The sequence below is a fragment of the Mesorhizobium sp. B2-4-1 genome (assembly GCF_006442185.1).
Classification (GTDB): domain Bacteria; phylum Pseudomonadota; class Alphaproteobacteria; order Rhizobiales; family Rhizobiaceae; genus Mesorhizobium.
The window spans coordinates 94475-110912 of the sequence record NZ_VFVN01000008.1; the positions used below are offsets into that span (position 1 = coordinate 94475).

The 16438-nt window shown below is 63.8% G+C and carries 16 protein-coding genes; 8 read left to right on the forward strand and 8 right to left on the reverse strand.

The window, feature by feature from the left end; genetic code table 11:
- Nucleotides 1–148 precede the first annotated feature (148 nt).
- Nucleotides 149–382: a DUF1289 domain-containing protein gene (locus tag FJ949_RS20825; RefSeq protein ID WP_140498642.1), complete on the forward strand. Its 234-nt coding sequence runs from the start codon at nucleotides 149–151 to the stop codon at nucleotides 380–382.
- Between the two features lie 13 nt (nucleotides 383–395).
- Nucleotides 396–1100, forward strand: coding sequence for a TIGR02281 family clan AA aspartic protease (locus FJ949_RS20830; RefSeq protein ID WP_140498643.1), 705 nt, complete (start codon nucleotides 396–398; stop codon nucleotides 1098–1100).
- Between the two features lie 17 nt (nucleotides 1101–1117).
- Here FJ949_RS20830 and dusA read toward each other — a convergent pair whose 3' ends face one another.
- Together dusA and FJ949_RS20840 are read right to left on the reverse strand one after the other, a co-directional pair.
- A complete protein-coding gene (gene dusA, locus FJ949_RS20835) occupies nucleotides 1118–2116 on the reverse strand; it encodes a tRNA dihydrouridine(20/20a) synthase DusA (RefSeq protein ID WP_140498644.1) in 999 nt (332 codons plus the stop codon).
- Nucleotides 2117–2572: 456 nt separating this feature from the next.
- Nucleotides 2573–2875: a DUF982 domain-containing protein gene (locus FJ949_RS20840; RefSeq protein WP_140498645.1), complete on the reverse strand. Its 303-nt coding sequence runs from the start codon at nucleotides 2873–2875 to the stop codon at nucleotides 2573–2575.
- Between the two features lie 328 nt (nucleotides 2876–3203).
- Between FJ949_RS20840 and FJ949_RS20845 the strand changes: the two genes are divergently transcribed.
- Entirely contained in the window at nucleotides 3204–4661 is a 1458-nt protein-coding gene (locus FJ949_RS20845; protein WP_140498646.1) for an NCS1 family nucleobase:cation symporter-1, read from the forward strand.
- Between the two features lie 46 nt (nucleotides 4662–4707).
- On the opposite strand, the gene FJ949_RS20850 is transcribed toward FJ949_RS20845, so the two are convergent.
- From FJ949_RS20850 to tpiA, 5 genes are all read right to left on the reverse strand, one after another.
- Nucleotides 4708–5259, reverse strand: a complete 552-nt coding sequence (locus FJ949_RS20850) for a DUF1697 domain-containing protein (RefSeq protein ID WP_140498647.1) — start codon at nucleotides 5257–5259, stop codon at nucleotides 4708–4710.
- A gap of 26 nt (nucleotides 5260–5285) precedes the next feature.
- Nucleotides 5286–6923, reverse strand: coding sequence for a CTP synthase (locus FJ949_RS20855; RefSeq protein WP_140498648.1), 1638 nt, complete (start codon nucleotides 6921–6923; stop codon nucleotides 5286–5288).
- 212 nt (nucleotides 6924–7135) lie between these two features.
- The gene (locus FJ949_RS20860) at nucleotides 7136–8260 is read right to left on the reverse strand and encodes a L,D-transpeptidase (RefSeq protein WP_140498649.1); all 1125 of its coding nucleotides are present in this window, start codon (nucleotides 8258–8260) and stop codon (nucleotides 7136–7138) included.
- A gap of 330 nt (nucleotides 8261–8590) precedes the next feature.
- Nucleotides 8591–9067 (reverse strand): preprotein translocase subunit SecG, encoded by a 477-nt coding sequence (secG, locus tag FJ949_RS20865; RefSeq protein WP_140498650.1) that lies wholly within the window; start codon nucleotides 9065–9067, stop codon nucleotides 8591–8593.
- A gap of 171 nt (nucleotides 9068–9238) precedes the next feature.
- Nucleotides 9239–10006 (reverse strand): triose-phosphate isomerase, encoded by a 768-nt coding sequence (gene tpiA, locus FJ949_RS20870; RefSeq protein ID WP_140498652.1) that lies wholly within the window; start codon nucleotides 10004–10006, stop codon nucleotides 9239–9241.
- 143 nt (nucleotides 10007–10149) lie between these two features.
- On the opposite strand from tpiA, the gene FJ949_RS20875 reads away from it, so the two are divergent.
- From FJ949_RS20875 to glp, 5 genes are read left to right on the forward strand one after another with little or no spacing between them, the layout of a single operon-like run.
- The gene (locus tag FJ949_RS20875) at nucleotides 10150–12042 is read left to right on the forward strand and encodes a SurA N-terminal domain-containing protein (protein ID WP_140498654.1); all 1893 of its coding nucleotides are present in this window, start codon (nucleotides 10150–10152) and stop codon (nucleotides 12040–12042) included.
- A complete protein-coding gene (gene trpD / locus FJ949_RS20880; protein ID WP_140498656.1) occupies nucleotides 12039–13049 on the forward strand; it encodes an anthranilate phosphoribosyltransferase in 1011 nt (336 codons plus the stop codon). Before FJ949_RS20875 ends, trpD begins: the two co-directional genes overlap by 4 nt.
- A gap of 4 nt (nucleotides 13050–13053) precedes the next feature.
- Nucleotides 13054–13866: an indole-3-glycerol phosphate synthase TrpC gene (gene trpC / locus FJ949_RS20885; protein ID WP_140498658.1), complete on the forward strand. Its 813-nt coding sequence runs from the start codon at nucleotides 13054–13056 to the stop codon at nucleotides 13864–13866.
- Between the two features lie 2 nt (nucleotides 13867–13868).
- Entirely contained in the window at nucleotides 13869–14369 is a 501-nt protein-coding gene (moaC, locus tag FJ949_RS20890) for a cyclic pyranopterin monophosphate synthase MoaC (RefSeq protein WP_140498660.1), read from the forward strand.
- On the forward strand, nucleotides 14369–15574 hold the full coding sequence (glp, locus tag FJ949_RS20895) for a gephyrin-like molybdotransferase Glp (protein ID WP_140498662.1): 1206 nt from the start codon (nucleotides 14369–14371) through the stop codon (nucleotides 15572–15574). The genes moaC and glp overlap by 1 nt, the downstream gene beginning before the upstream one ends.
- Before the next feature lie 15 nt (nucleotides 15575–15589).
- Here the strand turns inward: glp and FJ949_RS20900 are convergent, their stop codons facing one another.
- Nucleotides 15590–16420 (reverse strand): alpha/beta hydrolase, encoded by an 831-nt coding sequence (locus FJ949_RS20900; protein ID WP_140498664.1) that lies wholly within the window; start codon nucleotides 16418–16420, stop codon nucleotides 15590–15592.
- Nucleotides 16421–16438: the final 18 nt, after the last annotated feature.

Below are 16438 nucleotides of genomic sequence, written 5' to 3' on the forward strand. Positions count from 1 at the left end.
GTCCTTGCAGATGGCAGCGGCATAGCCGCCCTCGTGCGCCGGCACAACCTCCCGCGCCTGATGTAAAAGCGGCCGCGAGCGACGCATTCCCGAGGGCTTGCAAAGGCCATGCCGTTGCACCATGTGGAAGTCAGCCAAGGAAACATTCATGACGGCCATCGAATCCCCATGCATTCTGGTCTGTTCGATCGATATGAAGACCGGTTTCTGTTTCGGGTGCGGCCGCACCCGGGACGAGATCGGCGCCTGGATCGACATGACGGCGCAGGCGCGCCGTAACGTCATGGCCCAACTGCCTGCAAGGCTGGAGACGGTCGAGCGCCGGCCGCGCCGCGAAACCCGCCGCACCCGTATGGCACGGGAACGCGACGCGCTCTCGTGAACGGATTGCCGACATGAACCGCCTGTTCTGGATCCTGATGCTCGTCATCGGCGTCGGCGCGGTGCTGCTGATGTTCAACGATTCCGCCGGCAATACGCTCGGCGTCGAGAACGATGATTTCGGCCGGTTGATCTGGCTGGGCGCCTTCGGCGCGCTCATCGGCGCCGGCCTTCTAAGGTCGGGCCGCCCGCTCAGCGCCATGGCGCGCAATCTCGGCGCGTGGGCGGCGATCGCGCTCGCGCTGATCGCCGGCTATCAATATCGCTACGAATTGCAGGATTTCGCCAACCGGGTAACCGCTGGCCTTGTTCCCGGCAGCCCGCTGGCGCTGGGCATCGAGGACGGCCATGCCACCGTGACGCTCGACAAGGCCGACAATGGCCATTTCGAGGCGCGCATCCTGATCAACGGCGCGCCAGTGCGCACGGTGGTCGACACAGGAGCGACCAGCACCGTGTTGACGTCGCAGGACGCCCAGGCAGCCGGGATCAATCCCGCCGCTCTCGATTTCACCATACCGGTCTCGACCGCCAACGGCACGGCGCGCGCCGCGGCTGTGAAAACCAACGAACTGGCCATCGGCGGCATCGTGCGAAAGAATATGCCGGTGATGGTCGCGGCACCCGGTATGCTTGGCCAGAGCCTGCTCGGCATGAACTTCATCAGTTCGCTGTCCGGCTTCGACGTGCGCGGCGACCGGATGACCCTCCGGGATTGACGTTCGGCGAAAGCGGTTCAGGCGGCCTTGTCGACCGCCCCGCTGAGGTCGACCGCAGCGAACGCCGTCTTCAGCACCTGCGGCCCAGCGCCGGGGCGCGTTGCATCCGTGGAGAGGATCTGGCGGTAGCGGCGCGCACCGGGCAATCCATGGAATAGCCCGACCATGTGGCGGGTGACATGACCGAGCCGCCCGCCCTGTTCGACATGGCGTGCGGCGTAGCCGGCCATGACGTCGATCAGCGCGGCGAAATCGAAGGGAACGGTCCGCTCTCCATAAAACATGGAATCGACGCCGGTCAGAATGCCTGGAGTATGGTAGGCGGCGCGGCCGAGCATGGCGCCGTCGAGGTGCTGGAGATGCGTCTGCGCCTCTTCAAGCGATTGAATACCGCCATTGATGCCGATGAATTCGCTCGTTTTTCTCGTCTTCAGCCGATAGACGCGACCGTAGTCGAGCGGCGGGATGTCGCGGTTTTCCTTGGGGCTCAGCCCCTCCAGCCATGCCTTGCGCGCATGCACCCAAAGGGCGTCGGCGCCGGCCGCGAAAACGCCGTCTGCAAGCGCATCCAGCGCCGGCTCGGGATCCTGCTCGTCGACGCCGATGCGGCATTTGACGGTTACGGGAATGGTCACGGCCGCCTTCATCGCCGCGACACAGTCGGCGACGAGGTCAGGCACCTTCATCAGGCAGGCGCCGAACGTACCGGACTGGACGCGGTCCGACGGGCAGCCGACATTGAGGTTGATTTCCTCATAGCCGAAAGCCTGGCCGATGCGCGCCGCCTCGGCCAGCTTCCCCGGATCGGAGCCGCCGAGCTGCAGCGCGACCGGATGTTCCGCCTCATCAAAACCAAGCAGGCGCTCGCGCGCGCCCTGGATGACCGCGTCCGCCACCACCATCTCGGTGTAGAGCAACGCACGGCGAGTCAGCTGGCGATGGAAGAACCGGCAATGGCGGTCCGTCCAATCCATCATCGGGGCGATTGCCACCTTATGCTCTTGGTATCTCGACATTTTTTGCGTCAATTGGTTGGTTGATGCGGGCGGTATGGCCACCAATCCTCATATCGGCGACATATGCGAAGTAGGCAAGCCCCTCGCTCGAGCAGTAAGTCTGAAGGCGGTCCTTCTGCGCCTGCCAAATCCTATGGCCTGAAGTGCTGTCTTCTCGTTTTTTTCGAGTGCTGGGCGAAATCGCTCCAAGAAATCGGAAGCTTGCACCCCCTTGCTACACCGCAGGAGAGCGGCACGCCGTTTTGCGACCTGGTCGATAGTCTTTCAACTGCGGCGAACAAGACGGGGGACCGCCTTTCCAGGATTGGCTGCTTTCCGAAGTTGCCGACCACAAGCAGGTGGTGGCCATCCTGGGCCGCGCCGCATTAGGCGTTCGCCGACGCCATGGCAAACGGACAAACAGTCGATCGGCGCCGGGGGTCGGCGCCGATTTTCGACTACAGCCGGTTCAGAACGTTACCGCCGCAGCGCGTACACGCGCCCAGCTGGCTCGCTGCCCACCGACAAGGCCATGTCGTCATCCAGAAGCCGCGTGATCCGGGCGAAGCCGGTGAACGCCTTCCTGGCTTCTTCAGCCGACATCTGCCCCGACAGGGCGGCCGCGCAGCAGTTCAGCGCGCATTGATAGACAGGGCCACGTCGCCCGGTCGGCCATTTACGCAAAAACATCATGGCCTCGGCAACACTGTCGATTTCCTCGATAGGGTGTCCCTGCCCGCGTGAAATCCGCACGGGCGAAAAAAAATGCAAATAGTCCATTATATCCTCCCGCTCGGTCGCGACGTGTTCGACCGAACCCCATCAAACGCGCCATCATCCACTTGGTTCCATAAAAAACGTACGCTTGGCAAAAAAAGGGCAGGTTTGCCCGTCGCGGCTCCGATGTCGTCGCGCCGGCGCTTGAAAGCGCCACGAACCCGACTCGCCGATCAGAGGGCAAGCATCATGCCGCGCGACAATGGCGATCCCCATTGAATATCTTTAAGGCCAAAGCCGGCAAATCAGCCGATTGCCCCTTCCCTCGCGTCAGGCGTAACCTTGACGGTCAACGCGTGAGGGCGCGTGCTGCAAGAAGGGGACAATTGCAATGACGATACAAGGCGCATCGCCGGATCTATATAACGAAGATCTCGCACCGGCCAAGATACGAAACTGGGGACCATTCTCGATTTTCAACGTCTGGACGTCGGACGTGCACAGCCTCTGGGGTTACTATCTCGCCGCCAGCCTTTTCCTGTTCTGCGGCGGTTTCGTCAACTTCATCATCGCCATCGGCATCGGCTCGCTCGTCATCTACGCGCTGATGAACATGGTCGGCTATGCCGGCGTGAAGACCGGCGTGCCTTACCCAGTGCTCGCCCGCGCCTCGTTCGGCATATGGGGCGCCAACATACCGGCGCTGGTGCGCGCCATCGTCGCCTGCTTCTGGTACGGCGCACAGACGGCGGCCGCTTCCGGCGCCATTGTCGCGCTGCTGATCCGCTCGCAATGGTTCGCCGATTTCAACGCCAACACCCATTTCCTCGGCCACTCCGGGCTGGAAGTGATCTGCTTCGTGGTCATCTGGGCGCTGCAGCTGCTGATTATCCAGAACGGCATGGAGACGGTGCGCCGCTTCCAGGATTGGGCCGGGCCAGCCGTGTGGGTGATGATGCTGATCCTGGCCGTCTATCTCTGTGTCAAAGCCGGGACCTTCGCCTTCACCAGTGACATTCCGATGGAGGTGCTGCTCGAAAAGACCAAGGATGCGGGCGTGCCAGGTACGCCGGGATCGTGGACGTCGCTGTTCGCCGTCGCCGCGATCTGGGTGACCTATTTTTCGGCCCTCTATCTCAACTTCTGCGATTTCGCCCGCTATGCACCGGACAAGGCATCGCTGCGCAAGGGCAATATCTGGGGCCTGCCGATCAATCTCATCCTGTTCTCGCTGGTCGCTGGCGTCACCACCATTGCCGCTTACGACGTCTATCACGAGGTGCTGCTGCACCCCGACCAGATATCGGCGAAATTCGGCAGCTGGTTCCTGGCCGCGCTCGCCGCCTTGACCTTCGCGGTGGCGACGCTCGGCATCAATGTCGTGGCCAACTTCGTCTCGCCGGCCTTCGACTTCTCTAACGTCTTCCCGCGCCAGATCGACTTCAAGAAGGGCGGCTACATCGCGGCACTGATCGCGCTCGTGCTCTATCCCTTCGCGCCTTGGGAAGGCAGCGCTGCGTCCTTCGTCAACATCATCGGCGCGACGATGGGGCCGATCTTCGGCGTCATGATGGTCGACTACTACCTGATCCGGAAGGGCGAGGTCGACGTCGAAGCGCTTTATCGCGAGGACGGCGAGTTCCGCTTCCAGGGCGGCTGGCATGTCAATGCCTTCATCGCTGCCGGCATTGGCGCCGTCTTCTCCTCGATCCTGCCGAACTTCACCAACTGGCTGCCATCCTGGTGGGGCGTCTATGGCTGGTTCTTCGGCGTCGGGATTGCCGGCATCATCTACTACGTGCTGCGCACCGCCGCCGTGGGTGCCGGCGCCAAGACGGCGAAGGCCTGAAATGGGGCAGTAGGCAGGAAAGGTAGGGAAAGCAGACGGCTTCCCCCTACTGCCTACTGCCTGCTCCTACCATCTCGGCCAACCGGCGCACCGTGTTCCAGTTGCGCGACGTACCGACGCCCAGGCGTTTGTGATTGGCGGCCGCGAGCAGCCGTGAACTCGGTCGTTCCCGCGAAAAGACGACCCAGATGTCGCCGCCGCGTGACATCACCTTCTCATCGGCGGCGGCATAGGTCTCGAGCGCCGCCGCCGCATCATCGGGCACGGGCTTGCGCATTATCCGGACCGCCACCTGGTCACCGGTCTCGGCGGATTCAGCCGGAAACGGATTGCCGGCCGCGAGCCTCAGCCAATCTTCGGCAGCGCGCACGATGATATCGACATGTCGGCCGAAAGCTTTTTTGAAGGCGGCCTCCAGACGCTGCTCGAGACCGGCGACGTCCGTCGCCGGCGCCTCGAAGACAAGATTGCCCGTCGCCACGAGCGTACGGACATTCTTCAGCCCGAGGCCTTCCGCCATCGCCTTCAGGTCGGACATCACGACCCGGCGCCCTTCTCCCAGGACGATGCTGTAGAGAAGGGCGACGTAGGTCTGCATCGGATGCCGAACCCCGCCTGGCGCGCCTATACCAGGCGCGATTGTTCGACCGCCGCCTCGATGAAGCTGGCGAACAGCGGATGCGGGTCGAGCGGCCGGCTCTTCAGCTCGGGGTGGTATTGCACGCCGATGAACCAGGGATGGTCGGGGTATTCGACCGTTTCGGGCAGCACGCCGTCGGGCGACATGCCGGCAAACACCAGGCCGCAATCCTCCAGCCGCTGCTTATAGTCGATATTGACCTCGTAGCGGTGGCGGTGACGCTCGGAAATCTGCGTGTCGCCATAGATGTCGGCGATCTTGGAACCCTTGGCGAGCTCGGCCTGATAGGCGCCGAGCCGCATCGTGCCGCCGAGATCGCCGGTTGCCCGGCGCTTCTCCAGCATGTTGCCCTTCAGCCACTCCGTCATCAGGCCGACGACCGGCTCCTTGGTCGGGCCGAATTCGGTCGAGGAGGCCTCATCGACCCCGGCCAGCGACCGCGCCGCCTCGATACAGGCCATCTGCATGCCGAAGCAGATGCCGAAATACGGCACCTTGCGCTCACGCGCGAATTTCGCAGCCAGGATCTTGCCTTCCGAGCCGCGCTCGCCGAAACCGCCGGGCACCAGGATGCCATGCACCTTTTCCAGCCAGGGCGTCGGATCCTCCTTCTCGAAGATTTCCGATTCGATCCAGTCGAGCTTGACCTTGACGTGGTTGGCCAGACCGCCATGCGACAGCGCCTCGATCAGCGATTTGTAGGCGTCCTTGAGGCCGGTATATTTGCCGACGATGGCGATGGTCACCTCGCCTTCCGGATTGTGGATGCGGTTGGACACGGCCTGCCACGGCTCCATGCGCGGCTTCGGCGCGGGGTCGATGCCGAACGCGGCCAGCACTTCCGAATCGAGCCCTTCCTTGTGGTAAGCCATCGGCACGTCGTAGATGTGCGGCACGTCGAGCGCCTGGATGACCGCGCTTTCCCTGACATTGCAGAACAGCGACAGTTTTCTACGCTCTTCCTTGGGAATGGCCCGGTCGGCGCGGACGAGCAGGATGTCGGGCGCGATGCCGATGCCGCGCAGCTCCTTGACCGAATGCTGGGTCGGCTTGGTCTTCAATTCGCCCGCGGTCGGGATATAGGGCATCAGCGTCAGATGCACATAGACGGCGTTGTTGCGCGGCAGGTCGTTGCCGAGCTGGCGGATTGCCTCCAGGAACGGCATCGCCTCGATGTCGCCCACGGTGCCGCCGATTTCGCACAGCACGAAATCATAGTCGTCATTGCCGTCGAGGACGAAATTCTTGATCTCGTCGGTGACGTGCGGGATGACCTGCACGGTGGCGCCGAGGTAGTCGCCGCGCCGCTCGCGCTCGATGATGTTCTTGTAGATGCGGCCGGTGGTGATGTTGTCCTGCTGGTTGGCGGAACGGCCAGTGAACCGCTCGTAATGGCCAAGATCGAGATCGGTCTCCGCGCCGTCATCTGTGACGAACACCTCGCCATGCTGATACGGCGACATCGTGCCTGGATCGACATTGAGGTAGGGATCGAGTTTTTTTATGCGTGCGCGATAGCCCCGCGCCTGCAAGAGAGCCCCGAGGGCCGCTGCGGCAATGCCTTTTCCAAGTGAGGAAACCACGCCGCCTGTGATGAATACATATCGCGCCATGGGAGTCATCGCTTAACGCGGCCGGATTGATTCCGCCAGAGAAAAAACCGCCGCTAAGGCTTTTTCCCAACAAGGCGCTCGAACCGTGATCCGAAAATGGGATCCGGTTTTCGGATAGGCCCATGTCGAACGGGCTGGCCCGTTCCACTGGAACGCGACCGAGAGCGAGGCAAAACAAAAGGGCCGGCTGAACCGGCCCTTTTGGCAAGCTGCTGCAAACGTCAGATGATGACGACCTTGGTGCCGACCTTGACGCGGCTGTAGAGGTCCATGACGTGCTCGTTCATCATGCGGAAACAGCCATTGGAAGCGCTGGTTCCGATCGACTGCGGCGCGATGGTGCCGTGGATGCGCAGATGCGTGTCCTTCTTGCCGTCATAGAGGTAGATGGCGCGGGCGCCGAGCGGATTCTGGCCGCCGCCGGGCATGCCGTCCTTGTACTGGGCATAATGCTTGGGCTCGCGCTTCTGCATGTCCAGCGTCGGGATCCAGCGTGGCCACTCCTGCTTGTCGCCGACCGCCACGGTGCCCTTGAACTGCAATCCTTCGCGGCCGACCGCGATGGCGTAGCGGCGGGCGGTGGACGATGATTCCACCAGATAGAGCCGGCGGGCACTGGTATCGATGACGATCGTGCCGGCCTCGTAACCGGTGAATTCCACGTCCTGTGGCACGAACTCCGGCTTCACCTTGAACGGCTTCTTGGCGTTTTTCCTGGCGAGCGCCGAATCCAGCGCACGGGTCTCAGGCAGATAGTTAATCGAGGACGATGCCATCTGGCCGCCAAACAGTCCGGCGAACAGGCCGCCGCCGGTGCGCTGTTTCTGGCCAGGCAGCTCGCTGCGCAATTCGCCATTGTTGCCGGTCAGCGCAACGTTCATCACCTCGGCCGATTCCGGTTCGGCCGAAGGAATCGGCTCGATCGGCGTCAACGGCTCGATGATCTTCGTGATCTTCTTGGCCGGCTTGGCCGCGGCCACTTCGGTCGCCGGGGCAGTCTTGCCTTTCTTGGCCAGGAACGCCTGCCGTTCCGCCTCGGCCTTCGCTTTCGCCGCCTCGCGCATCGCCATCTTCCTGGCTTCCAGCGCCTTGGCCTTGGCGGCTTCCTTGTCGGCAACGATCTTGGCCTCGATCTTTTTGATCTGGGCGAGATCGTCCGGTGTCGGATTTTTCTTCTTCTTGAGAAGCCTCAACTGCGCCGCATCGCTCTTGGCTGCGACGTTGATGGCATCGGTCTTGCCGACCGATTGATTGGCGGCCAAATTGGCTGGCACGCCGGCGAAAGCCGGGGAGCTCATGCCGAGTGCGGCGCAAAGTCCCAGGAAGATGAAGCTGCGAAGCTGCATGGCGAAGATCCGATCGTTCAATATTTGTTGCCCACGGCGTCGCCCGGCATCCCCCAAGGACACCGAAAATGCCGCGCGCAATCTATAGTCGAATAAGCGCGGGCGCCTCAAGCGCGAGGCCGCTGCACTTCCCGTCGAATCTTCGTGATGCCGCCGCATTTGCCGCGACTGTGGTCAAACGACAACAGATCGGCTGAGTGTAAGAGATCAGAGCGGGCCGAGAGCCCGGCGGCGAGGACCGGAACCGAGCGCAGTTCGGTTGTAACGACGCAGAATGCCGGCGTTCGCACGCCGGCGCTCCCTGTCAGATAGCCCTTGAACGAACCCGGATTACTGGTTCGGAACCTGCGGGGCCGCGGGCGCGGTGCTGGTGCCGTTGGTCGCCGGCGGCGTCGAGCCGGCGGCAGGCGGCGTGGCCGGAGCATTGGCTGGCGGCGTTGTCGCGGCTCCGTTGCCGGAAGGCGGCGTCGGCGCGGCGTTGCCGGAAGGCGGCGTCGGGGTGGTCGTGCCAGGCAATTGGTTGAGTACGCCCTTGCCGGCGCCGTCCGATGTTGCGGGAACGCGGTCGAGAATGTCGATCGGCTTCTCGCCGTAGCGGGCAATGATCGACAAGGTCAGCGACGTCACGAAGAAAGCGGCCGCCAGAATCGCCGTCGCCCGGGTCAGCGCATTGGCGGCGCCGCGCGCCGTCATGAAGCCAGATCCGCCACCAATGCCAAGGCCGCCGCCTTCGGAGCGCTGCAGCAGCACAACGCCGACAAGGGCCAGAACGACCATGAGATGGATGACGATCAGTACGGTTTGCATAGTTTATCCTGGCAATGCCCTGCCCGGCCGCGGACACGACCGGGGAATTGGAGGCGGCTCAATACAATGCTTTCACGGCATTTCCAAGCCCGTGGCCGGAATATGGGAAGCAAGGCGTCCTTTACAACGATTTCCCGTGCGCCGCGCCCGCTTCGGCGCCGCGCGAAGTCATCAGGAGATGCTGCGATAGGCTTCCGCGATGCCCAGGAAGTCGGCCGCTTTCAGGCTGGCCCCGCCAACCAGCGCGCCGTCGACATTCCTGACCCCAAGCAGTTCCACTGCATTGGACGGCTTGACCGAACCGCCATAGAGAATGCGCATCTTGCCCGCGGCGGCGCCGAGCTTCTCCGACAGTTTTTCGCGAATATGCGCATGCGCTTCGGCTACATCGGCGACGGTCGGGGTCAGGCCGGTGCCGATCGCCCACACCGGCTCATAGGCAACGATCGTGTTGGACGCGGTAGCGCTTGCCGGCACCGAACCGGCAACCTGGCGTGACAGCACGTCCAGCGTCGCGCCCGCTTCGCGCTCCTGCCGCGTCTCGCCGATGCAGACAATGGCCACAAGCCCGGCGCGCCAGGCTGCGGAGGCCTTGGCCTGAACTGTCGCATCATCCTCGCCGCGCTGTTCGCGGCATTCGGAATGGCCGACGATGACGTGGGTCGCGCCCGCATCCTTCAGCATCTCCGCGGAGATGCACCCGGTATAGGCGCCGCTCTCCTTGGCGTGGCAATCCTCACCGCCGGCATGAACCGGCGTACGCGACAGAATCTCGGCGGCATGGGCGAGTAAGGTCGCGGGAACGCAGACCAGCGCCTCGGTGTCTGCGTCGAGTCCGCTCATGAAACCGTTGCCGATCATCCTGAGTTCGTTGAGCGAGGCGCTGGTACCGTTCATTTTCCAGTTGCCTGCGACGAGCGGGCGAATTCCTGGCGTCATCGTTTGCTTCTCCGGGTGACATTCGGCTGGCGTTCTCACTACCAAAATCAAGCCACAAAGCAATCGACAGTGGACCGGAAGGGCGCTATTGCGCTTGTTTCAGACTCGGCGCATCCGAAAATGCGCATAAATCGGAAGTAACGATGCTTGGTATATTGAGAAGCGCGGCGGGCACCTGGGTCGCGAAGTTACTGCTTTCGCTGCTGGTGGTCAGTTTTGCGGTCTGGGGCGTATCGGGACGGCTGATGGGTGGCCTTGCCGGCCACGACTCCGTCATCACGGCCGGCGGCACCAAGGTGTCGATCAACGAATACCGCCTCGCCTATGACCGCCAGCTCGCCGTCATGTCGCAGCAGTTCGGTCAGCGCCTCACCCACGAACAGGCAAAGGCGCTCGGCGTCGACAACCAGGTGTTGGCGCAGCTTGTTTCGGGCGCGGTCCTCGACGAACAGGCTCGCAAGCTCGGCCTTGGCCTGTCCAAGGACCGGCTGGCGGAACTCACCCGCGAGGATCCGGCGTTCAAGGGCCCCGGCGGACAGTTCGACCGGAGAGCCTTCGAATACAGGCTGCGTGAGGTCGGCATGCGCCCGGAGGATTATTTGAAGAATCGTGCCCAGGTCGCGGTGCGCCAGCAGATCGTCGAGGCGGTTTCGGACGGCCTCAAGGCGCCTGACACCTTCTTCAAGGCGGTGGCCCTGTACCGTGGCGAGGATCGTACGGTCGACTATCTGACCTTGCCGAAGGCGCTGGTCGAACCCATCGAGGCGCCGAGCGACAGCGCGCTGCAGGCCTATTTCGAGGCCAACAAGAAGACCTATGCCGCGCCCGAATACCGCAAGTTTTCCTATGTCAGGCTCGAGCCGCAGGACATCATGGACACGAGCTCGGTGACCGACGCCCAGGTCAGCGACGACTACAACAAGAACAAGGCGCGCTACACCACTCCCGAGATGCGCACCATAGAGCAGCTTGTGTTCAAGACGCCGGACGAGGCCAAGGCCGCGCTCGATTCGTTGAAGTCCGGCGCAACCTTCGACAAGCTCGTCACTGCGGAAGGCAAGACCCCGGCCGACACGCTGCTCGGAACGCTCGCCAAGGACAAGATCGCCGACAAGGCGGTCGCCGACGCTGCTTTTGCGCTCAACGTCAATGAGGTCAGCCCTGTCGTGCAGGGTGCCTTTGGTCCCGTGCTGCTGCGCGTCACCGAGATCAAGCCCGAAGTCGTGAAGCCGCTGGCCGAAGTGTCGGACCAGATCCGCAAGGACCTGGCGCTGGGCGAGGCAAACCGCATCCTTCTGGACGTGCATGATAATTACGAGGACAGTCGCGCCGCCGGCAGTTCGCTGGCCGACGCCGCCGCCAAGCTGAAGCTGAAGGTCGTCACTGTCGACGCGATCGATCGCAGTGGCCTGCGGCCCGATGGCTCCATCGTCAAGGATCTGCCGGAATCGCCGGCCCTGATCAAGGCTGCCTTCGATGCCGAACCGAATACTGAAAACGAGGCGCTGACCACGGCCGATAACGGCTTCATTTTCTATGAAGTGGCTTCGATCACGCCGGCCCGCGACCGCACGCTGGACGAAGTTCGCCAGAAGGTCGTTGCCGACTGGACCGCGGCCGAGACGGCCAAGCGGCTGACCGCCAAGGCGCAGGAGCTGGAAAAGCGGCTCAAGGCCGGCGCAACGCTCGACGTCATTGCCGGCGAGCTCAAGCTGGAAAAGCAGACCAAGCGTGGCCTGAAGCGCGAAGCCGACGACGCCGATTTCGGCAAGGAAGGTGCAGCGGTGATGTTCGGCGTCGGCGAAGGCGGCACCGGCCTGATCCCCTCTCCCACCAGCGACGCGCAAATCCTGTTCAAGGTCGCCGAGGTGTTCGAACCCGCCGGGGCCGATGCCAGTTCGGTGCCCGAGGACGCGCGCAAGTCCTTCACCTCCGGCATGTCGGACGATCTGCTCGACCAGTTGGTGGCGCAGTTGCAGACGCAGTACGGCGTCCGCGTCGACCAGGCTGCCGTTGCCCAAGCCTCGACAAGATGAGCGCGCTGAAAACCCATATCGCCAAGGTCGCGACCGGCACCGCCCTGTCCTTCGACGAGGCGCGCGAGGCCTTCGACATCATCATGTCGGGCGATGCTACGCCCGGCCAGATCGGCGGCTTCCTGATGGCGTTGCGTGTGCGCGGCGAGACGGTGGACGAGATTTCCGGCGCCGTCGCCACCATGCGCGCCAAGATGCTTCGCGTCGACGCACCTGTCGGCGCCATCGACATCGTTGGCACCGGCGGCGACAATTCGCACTCCGTCAACATCTCGACGGCATCCGCTTTCGTCATCGCCGCCAGCGGGGTTCCGGTCGCCAAGCATGGCAATCGCGGGTTGTCTTCGCTGACCGGTGCGGCCGACGTCCTGACCGCGCTCGGCGTCAAGATCGATCTCACGCCGCAGGCCATCGGCCGCTGCATCCACGAGGCTGGCGTCGGATTCATGTTCGCGCCGGCACATCACCCGGCGATGAAGCATGTCGGCCCGACCCGCGTGGAGCTCGGCACCAGAACCATCTTCAACTTGCTCGGTCCGCTCTCCAACCCGGCCGACGTGCGCCGGCAGATGGTCGGCGTGTTCATGCCGGAATGGATCATACCGGTGGCCGAGACGCTGAAGGCGCTGGGCACCGAGCATGCCTGGGTCGTTCATGGTGATGGCTACGACGAGATTACCACCACGGGCGAAACGCATGTCGCCGAACTGATCGGCGGCGAGATCCGCACCTTCACCTTGACGCCCGAAGCGGTTGGCCTGGCCCGTCACACCAAGGAAGAACTGCGCGGCGGCGACGCTGCCTACAACGCCGAGGCTTTGCGCGCTATGCTGGGTGGCGCCGGGGGCGCTTTTCGCGACACCGTGCTGATGAACGCCGGTGGCGGCTTGGTGGTGGCGGGCAAGGCGACGACGCTCGCCGACGGCATGGCGACGGCGGTGCAAGCCATCGACAGCGGCCGGGCGCTGCAGGTGCTCGACCGGCTGGTCGAGATTTCGAACGGTTAGACAGATGTCGGACATCCTGCGCAAGATCGAGGCCTACAAGCGCGACGAGATCGCGACGGCCAAGGCGCGCGTGCCGCTGGCCGAGATCAAGGCGCGGGCGAAAGACACTGACGCGCCGCGCGGCTTTCTCACAGCACTTGAGGCGAAGCGCAGATCCGGCGGCTTCGCTCTGATCGCCGAGATCAAGAAGGCAAGCCCGTCCAAGGGCTTGATCCGCGCCGACTTCGATCCGCCAGCGCTCGCGCGGGCCTATGCAAAAGGCGGCGCCGCCTGTCTTTCGGTGCTGACCGACGCACCGTCTTTCCAAGGCGCGCCGGAATTTCTCACCAAGGCAAGAGCCGCCGTCACCCTGCCCGCGCTGCGCAAGGATTTTCTGTTCGATCCTTATCAGGTCCATGAAGCTCGCGCCTGGGGGGCGGACGCCATCCTGATCATCATGGCCAGCGTCGATGACCATTTGGCGAGCGAGCTTGAAGCGACGGCATTCGAACTCGGCATGGATGCGCTGATCGAGGTCCACGACGAGGCCGAGACGGAGCGCGCACTGAAGCTGTCGTCGCAATTAATCGGCATCAACAACCGTAATCTGCGGACATTCGAGACCCGTCTCGAAACCTCGGAACGACTGCGGGCGATGATTCCGGGCGGTTACTTGCTGGTCAGCGAAAGCGGCATCTTCTCTCATGACGACTGCCTCAGATTGCAGAAGAGCGACATCGGCACCTTCCTGGTCGGCGAAAGTTTGATGCGCCAGCAGGATGTGACCGCGGCAACGCGCGCGCTGCTCACCGGCAAGGCAGCGGCCGAGGCCGTCTGACGATGACGGCCGCCCTCACCCATCTCGGCCCGCAGGGCCAGGCCAACATGGTCGATGTCGGCGGCAAGGACGAAACGACGCGCACCGCTGTCGCCGAGGGTTTCGTCTCGATGCGGCCCGAGACGCTGAAGATGATCCTGGCCGGCAATGCCAAGAAAGGCGATGTGCTGGGCACCGCGCGCATAGCCGGCATCATGGCAGCGAAGAAGACGCATGAGCTGATCCCGCTCTGCCATCCGCTGCTCTTGACCAAGGTCTCCGTCGACATTGAGCCCGATCCTGCCCTGCCCGGACTGAAGATCGTTGCGCTGGCGCGCGTCACCGGCAAGACCGGCGTCGAGATGGAAGCGCTCACCGCGGCTTCGGTTGCCTGCCTGACCATTTACGACATGGCCAAGGCGGTCGACCGTGCCATGGTCATCACCGGCATCCGGTTGGTCGAAAAGACCGGCGGCAAGTCGGGCGACTACAAAGCCGCTGGCGAAGATGGGGCGGTCGCCTGATGGCGCTGCTTCCGGTCGCAGCAGCGCTCGAACGCCTGCTGGAGGGTGCTGCGCCGCTTGCGAGCGAAAGCGTTTCGCTCCTCGAGGCCGTGGATCGCGTTCTCGCGGAACCGGTGGTGGCGTTGCGCACCCAACCGCCCTTCAACGCCTCTGCCATGGACGGATACGCGGTCCGCGCTGTCGATGTCGCGTCCGTGCCGTCCCGGCTTTCGGTGATGGGCGTGGCGGCGGCCGGGCGCGGCTTTGACGGCGCCGTCGGCAAGGCGCAGGCCGTGCGCATCTTCACCGGTGCTCCGCTGCCGCAAGGCGCAGACACCATCGTCATCCAGGAAAACGTTCGTGACCTCGGCGGCGGCAGCATCGAGGTGGTCGAACCGACGGCCGAGGGGCGCAACATCCGCCGCTTCGGGCTCGATTTCTCCGAGGGCGACATCCTGCTGGAAAAAGGCCGCGTGCTCGATCCGGCAGCACTGTCGCTTGTCGCCTCGGCCAACCATCCCCGGGTGGGCGTCGTAAAGCGGCCGCTGGTTGCCATCATCGCCACCGGCGACGAGCTGCTGCCGCCCGGCAGCGAACTCGGCCCCGACCAGATCATTTCGTCAAACGCCTATGGCGTCGCCGCCGCCGCGCAATCGGTCGGCGCGCATGCGCTTGATCTCGGCATTGCCGCTGATCGCGAGGAAGCCATCGCGGCGCTGGTCAGGAAAGCGGTCGCGGCCGGCGCTGATGTCGTCGTCACGCTTGGCGGCGCCTCGGTCGGCGACCACGATCTGATCCATGACGTGCTGACCGGCGAAGGCATGACGCTCGGTTTCTGGAAGATCGCCATGCGTCCCGGCAAGCCGCTGATGTTCGGCCGCCTCGGCGACATCAGGTGCATCGGCCTGCCCGGCAATCCGGTGGCGAGCCTCGTCTGCTCGCAACTGTTCCTGAAACCGCTCCTGGCACGCCTCGGCGGCCGCGATTTCCGGCAAGATATTCGTCAGGCAAGGCTGGGCGCCGCCATGCAGGCCAATGATCTGCGCCAGGACTATGTGCGGGCGGTGGTCAGGCAAGAGGCCGGCATGCTGGTGGCAACCCCTTTCAGCATCCAGGATTCCTCGATGCTGAGGATACTGGCCGACGCCAACGGACTGATCGTGCGCGAACCGTCTGCGTCCGCCGCGGCTGTAGGAAATGCCTGCAGCGTTATAATGCTGAGGTGAAGTTTCGCCGTTTTTCTACTCCGCAAGCAAAGTTCGTGTCAGCGGATGGACCGGATCAGCCAGGCCTTCGACAATGTCGTAATGATGTCGGTCCGGCTCGACCACCGCGCTCGTGACGGCACCAAGCCCTGTCCAGATATTGGCCAGCAAGGCGTTCTGGCGCAAGAACTCGGACCGCTCGCCGCCTCCGGCCCAGCACGTGACGCGAGCGCCATCCATGGGCCGCAGCAGCGCCGGGCTTTCCGTCAGCGCCTCGGCTTCATCGATTTTCAGCGCCGCGTTCATGCCGGTGCGCATAAGCGGACGCAGGTCATGCAGGCCCGAAATCGAAACGACGTGGCGTACGCGCCTTGCCACGCCGGCCGCCAGGGGCGTTGATGTCGCCGCCATGCGGCTGGCGAGATGGCCGCCGGCCGAATGCCCGGTCAGCATAAGCGGTCCCCCGACCATCGCCGCCGCCTTGCCGATCGCCGCGCCGATCTCGTGGGAGATGCCGGCGATGCGTATGGCGGGGCAGAGCGTATAGGACGGCATCGCCACGGCAAAGCCGCTGTCAACCGAGCCCTTGGCGAGATGCGACCAGCTATCCTTGTCGGACTCCAGCCAGTAGCCGCCATGGATGAACACGACGAGCCCCTTGGGTGCCCCGGCGGGAAGGAAGAGATCGAGCCGGTTGCGCGGCCTGTCGCCATAGGCGATGTCGAGCTGAGCCCTGCCCTTTGCCGCAAGCGCATCGCGAAATGCCTGCGCCGGTTCGACCCATGCAGCTGGCCAGCGATCGCTGCCGGCGATGTTGGCGCCGTTGGCGTAGGCATTGTCCCAATCGGCAATGCGATGTTCGAGCATCGGCACCCTCCCCCGGAC